The sequence below is a fragment of the Sulfurihydrogenibium sp. genome, from assembly GCF_027448985.1.
GTDB lineage: Bacteria > Aquificota > Aquificia > Aquificales > Hydrogenothermaceae > Sulfurihydrogenibium.
Genome location: NZ_DAIDMN010000081.1, coordinates 1 through 5,903, shown reverse-complemented (window position 1 = coordinate 5,903; position 5,903 = coordinate 1). Strand labels below are relative to the sequence as shown.

Sequence of the window (5,903 nt, the reverse complement as noted above, 5' to 3'; positions counted from 1 at the left end):
ACTTATTCAACAGGTGAAATTTCTTGGAATCCGGATGCTAACTCTATCATAAAAACAAACGATGGAAAGTACTTTGTACTAACCCATTTCGAAGAACCACCAGGAATGATTTACGCTGCAGAAATAGACCCAAACACACTTAAGGCTAAAAGTATAACCCCTATTGACTTTAGCTCAGTAGGTGGAACTATTATAAACTGTGCAGGCTCTCTAACACCTTGGAACACACACCTTGGTGGGGAGGAGGATTACAGCTTAAACAGTATATACTCTGTATCAGCAAATGGAAAAAATCCAAGTTTTGTAAAATGTGAAAAAGGAACGGATGGATACTTTACAGGAAACGATAATAATGGAAAACCAAATTCTTTTTGTCAATATGTGGGAAGTGTTCAAAGATACCTTAAAGATACAAACATAAATGAAAACAACGGATACTTAGGACAAAAATTCAACCTGTACAACTATGGGTATAACGTAGAAGTTGGATATGTTAACGGACAGTGGAAAGTTGCAAAACATTACGTAACTGGTAAATACACACCGGAATTAGCTGTAGTAATGCCAGATAAAAAAACTTTATACATGTCAGATGATGGAAGTGACAAAGGTTTGTATAAGTTAGTACTGGACAACCCACAAAACAGTTTTAATGACAACTGGTGTGGAACACTGTACGCAGCGAAGGTAAAACAACTTTCAGCAGATAACGGAGGAACTTTTGATGTAAGCTGGATAGAACTTGGTAAAGGATGTGATAAAGATATAAAAACCATCATAGATAAAAAACCTTTGTTAACGGATATTTTTGATTTAGAAAATCCAACTTCTTGTCCAGCGGATTACAAACTTATAAAAGAAGATGGTATACAAGAATGTCTAAGATTAAAAACTGGTTCCAATAGATCTTCCAAGTTTGCAACAGATGACGAGGTAAAAAAAGCAGCAGCATTTTTAGAAACAAGAAAGTATGCAGCTTACTTAGGTGCATCTATTGAATTTAGAAAAGGTGAAGGCTTAGCTTATGATCCGGATAATAATGTATTATACTTTGCCATAACTGAAATAGAAAAAGGTATGGCAGACACATCTGGAGACATACAACTACCAGAAAACAGCTGTGGTGCAGTTTATCAATTAGTTTTAGATTCAAATTACAACGCAACAAAAATGCAGGCTATATTAGTTGGTAAACCAATAAATAAAAACTCCAATGACCCAGATTATCAAAAGTATGGAAGTAAATGGTCATGTCATCCAGATTATATAGCAAATCCGGATAACTTAAAGTATATAGGCCTTAACACTTTACTTATAGGGGAAGATACGTCAAAACATATAAACAACATGGTATGGGCTTATAACGTAAAAGATAAAAAATTAACGAGAGTCATGTGGGTACCAACAGGTACGGAAGTTGCAGGTGTATTTGCCCATGATCAAATAGGAGATAAATATATCATGACTTTAAACATACAACATCCTTTTGTTGATAAATCTTATAATGCAGATGGCGTAGTTTCTAATCAAACGTATTTAGACCAAAATAAAGATAAAAGAAAGGGTGTTTTAGGATTTATATTAGGTATTCCAAAAGACTTATTAAAGTTAACACATTAAAATGTAACGGGGGGTCTTCCCCCTTTTTTTAATTGAGTAATAAAAAGGGAAAAACCATGGTTAAAAATTATCTTATAAGTGGATTAGTTACGCTTTCTTATTTAGGAATTTATGTTGCATTTTTACATAGTTGTGATGGAAGCTCATCATCAAATTCATCAAGTAATGTTTTATCAAAAGCAGCTTTTCTAGAGAACATTGAAAAGGAAAACAACATCAGTTTTACCAATATTGAAATTCCGGGAGCTTACATACCTCCTCAGTGTTATACAAAAACTGAAGATGAAAATGGAACTGTTCATAACCCTTGTTATACTTGTCATACTCAAGGAAAACCTCCTAACTTTTGGAATGATGTGGATTTACAAGAATCTTACGATTTTCCGGAAAAAATGCTAATAAACCCATACAAGAACCTTTTTATAGATAAAACAGATTTTATAAATTCAATTTCTGATGATCAAATACTAAATTATATCAGACAGTCTAACTACTTTGATACAGACGGAGAAATCAAACTTCAAAAAGTGATGCCCAGAGATTGGTTAGGATATGTTCCAGATTGTTATTTTAACTTTGACAACGACGGTTTTGACATCAATCCTAAAACTAACTCTTACACAGGATGGGTTGCTTACAAGTACTATTCATTTTTGGGAACCTTTTGGCCAACTAACGGCTCAACCGATGACGTTCTAATAAGATTACCTCAAGAATTTAGGTTAGATAACAATGGAAATTTTAACAAAGAAGTCTACAAAATTAACATATCGATTCTTGAAACGATTGTTAAACAACAAGATGTAGAATTGGATTACACGGTAGATGAAACAAAATTTGGAGTAGATTTAGACAAAGATGGGAAATTGTCTAAAACAAACAGAATAAAGTTTAGTTTAGACCTTAAATTTATTGGTAAGGCAAGAGAACTTCAATCTCAAAATAAAATCAAAATAGAACCTGGACTATTTCCGGTAGGAACAGAATTTATTCATACAGTTAGGTACATAGATTTCGATGATAGCGGAAACATAAAGTTATCACCGAGAATCAAAGAGGTAAGGTACGCTTACAAGGAAGAGTTTTTCTCAACGTCCGAAATTAAATACATGATAGATAAAAAATATTTAGAAACTCATCCAAACTTTAATCAAGACCCTAACGGTCTTCCTCCTTTAGAAGGATTCCCAGGTAATTTTGAAAAAGGTTTAAAAAATATGTATGGATGGAGATATAGTGGCTATATAGAAGATAAAAATGGAAATTTAAGACCTCAAACTACTCAAGAGTTAACATCCTGTATGGGCTGTCATGACACAATAGGTGCAACTACGGATTCTATTTTCTCTTTCTCTAGAAAATTTGCTTTTGGATACTGGAACAATACCTACCTTAAAAATGTTCCGGAACCTGTTGCCGAATACAAAAAATTTGGAAAACAGTATGAATATACATTTTATTTAAAAAACAACAAATCCGGAAACGAGTTTAGAACAAATAAAGAAGTGGAAAGTAGATTCTTCAATCAGGATGGTAGTTTAAAAGAGGAGATGATAAAAAAACTTCATAACGATATATCTTTATTACTCTACCCATCTAAAGAAAGGGCATTATTGCTAAATAAAGCATACTTGTGGGTAGTAAAAAATCAGAAATATAGATACGGAAACATGTTTGATGCAATATCTTTAGATAAAACAGTTCACAAACAGGTAAAACCCAAGCAAACAACCGGAATAGTAGATTTAATTTACTGATTTATAATAATTTTCAGCTATACCAAACATAAGAAAATACAATGGTAGTATAGCGTCCCATATACCACTAAAAATTCCTCCAACCAAATAGTAGGTTGGAAAAACCAAAAATGGTAGTCCAACAGCCTGATGAATATTTTTTAACCTTATCCTAAGGACGAACCTAAAATATCTAAACATCAAATACAAAAGTCCTAATAGTCCTATCAAACCTATATTTATCGTTTCTGATATAAAAAATACAGATTCGTAAGACCTTCCTACCGGAGAAGGAGGGTCTAACCTCTGTCCTGCATTGTAACCGTGTCCTATCAAAAGAGGTAAAAAGTTTTTATTTTCTATATCCTTTTTGATTACTTCTAAACCCTTTTTCCCTATCTCCCATCTTGCACTGGAAAATTCGTTAATTTCAGCTTCCGTAAGCTGTCTTCCAATAAAAACAGCATCAAACAACAGTTTATACTTTGGGAACTTTTCAACGGCAATATAAGTCCCAACAACAACAATCACCAAAAACAATCCGGATAAACCATAGATTACTTTTTTACCTAACTCAGACATTTTAAGTAAGATAAAAAACAAAACTAAATATGAGAAAAATATTCCAAGTATTGGGTTTCTTTTTCCGGTGTAAAAAACCAAAAATGTAAAAACTAAAAAAAGAAGCAGATAAACAACCTTTTTAAACTTTTCTCTTTCAATCAAAAACATCACAAAAGCAGATAAACTTCCAAGAGAAAAAACTATACCAATCTCAAAAACTCCACCCCAAATAGGTTTTTCCAAACCTCTATAGTAGTTAAAAACGGTAACGACAGCTTCTATACTACAAAAAATAACTATTGTTAAATTTAGTTTGTAAAAAAGTTTCTCTGAAGGCTTAAATAAGTCTTTTGCAAAGTAGGTGATGTTGAAAAATGTTTGATTTAGAGCACCGGGAAGTTCCTTTAATCCTCCGTATATAGTAGTTGATAAAACAGAAGGTGTGATTATCATAAATAAAGGTATTTTTAGTTCACCGTTTATTTTTAAATCTCTTTTTGCAATTTTATAAATTTCGTAAATTAAAAAAAGAATTATAAAGCCGGTAAAAACAGAAATAGACAAATAAGCAGAAGCAAAAAGTATTATGAGCCAGTTTTCTCTTTCTTTAATCAACTAAAGCCTCCTTTAAGTTATGTTAAAATTTTAGCATATAATAAAAACGGAGGTTGAGATGAGAGAGTTTTTTAGAAAAAGAAATTATCAGGAGGTAAATACAAAGTTAAAAAGAAGTCTTGGTTTGTGGGACTTGGTTTTTATAGGTGTTGGGGGAATCATAGGAGCCGGAATATTTGTCATAACAGGTCAAGCAGCTGCCACTTACGCAGGACCTGCAATCGTGCTGTCTTTTATCCTATCTGCAATTGCAATAGGTATAACAGCTTTAGTGTATGCAGAGTTTAGTTCAGCTTTTCCAGTTTCCGGAAGTGCTTACAGTTATACGTATGCAACCTTAGGAGAGATAATAGCTTGGCTTGTAGCTTGGAATATTCTACTTGAGTATGGTGTTGCAGCCGCAGCTGTTGCAACAGGATGGTCCGGATATTTAAGGACATTTTTAGAAAAAAATTTAGGATTTACTTTGCCTGTGGAACTAACAGGAGCGTTTGACCCGTCAAAAGGTACAGTTTTAGACCTTTTTGCATTCATTGGGATAATTGGAGTTTTTGCACTTTTAACCATCGGTATAAAAGAAAGTGCAAAGGTTAACTTTTTTATAGTTCTTTTAAAAATAACTATCCTTGTTGTTTTTATCTTTGTCGGTATTAAGTATGTAAAACTGGAAAATATAACATCTAACTTTTTACCTTTTGGTTGGCAAGGTGTGTGGTCGGCTGCTTCTTTAATCGTGTTTGCTTACCTTGGGTTTGATGCTGTCTCTACGTTGGCGGAAGAAACAAAAGACCCCCAAAAAACATTACCAAAAGGTTTAATTTTGGCTCTTGGAATAAGTACCGTTCTTTACATCGCTGTATCCTTTGTTTTAGTTGGGGTTTTACCTTATTACTCCTACGATGGAAAACCGGATTCTTTAGCTTACGCAATGTACCAGCTAAATGAAAAATGGGTTGCAGATTTTATATCTATTGGTGCAGTTATAACAATAACAAGTGTCATGATAGTTATGGGTCTTGGGTTTACAAGAGTTTTATACTCTTTGGCAAGAGATGGGCTATTTTTTAAAACATTTGCCCAAATCCATCCAAAATTCAACACTCCTTATAAAGCGTCTATTTTAGGTGGATTGTTTTTATCTGTTTTAGCCGGATTTTTACCTTTAAAACTTCTTGCAGAGATGGTAAACATAGGAACATTGTTTGCGTACTTTATGGTTGGCGTTGCAGCAATCGTAATTAGAAACAATCCGGATATAAAACCTTTATTTAAAGTTCCGGCTGCAAACCTACTTTTACCTTTAAATCTACTGTTCTTACTATTCATTATGGCAGGACTTCCTCTTGATACATGGTTAAGATTTTTTGT

Annotated in this window: 4 protein-coding genes; 3 read left to right on the top strand and 1 reads right to left on the bottom strand. The window is 33.2% G+C overall.

The features are described from left to right. On the top strand, positions 1–1,620 hold a 1,620-nt coding region (locus NE054_RS06810; RefSeq protein ID WP_297890056.1), incomplete at its 5' end, for an alkaline phosphatase PhoX. A 56-nt stretch (positions 1,621–1,676) separates the two neighbouring features. Then, positions 1,677–3,377: a hypothetical protein gene (locus NE054_RS06805; RefSeq protein WP_297890055.1), complete on the top strand. Its 1,701-nt coding sequence runs from the start codon at positions 1,677–1,679 to the stop codon at positions 3,375–3,377. Here NE054_RS06805 and NE054_RS06800 read toward each other — a convergent pair. Continuing rightward, positions 3,366–4,535 (bottom strand): hypothetical protein, encoded by a 1,170-nt coding sequence (locus tag NE054_RS06800; protein ID WP_297890054.1) that lies wholly within the window; start codon positions 4,533–4,535, stop codon positions 3,366–3,368. The genes NE054_RS06805 and NE054_RS06800 overlap by 12 nt on opposite strands. Before the next feature lie 58 nt (positions 4,536–4,593). On the opposite strand from NE054_RS06800, the gene NE054_RS06795 reads away from it, so the two are divergent. Then, on the top strand, positions 4,594–5,903 hold a 1,310-nt coding region (locus NE054_RS06795; protein ID WP_297890053.1), incomplete at its 3' end, for an amino acid permease.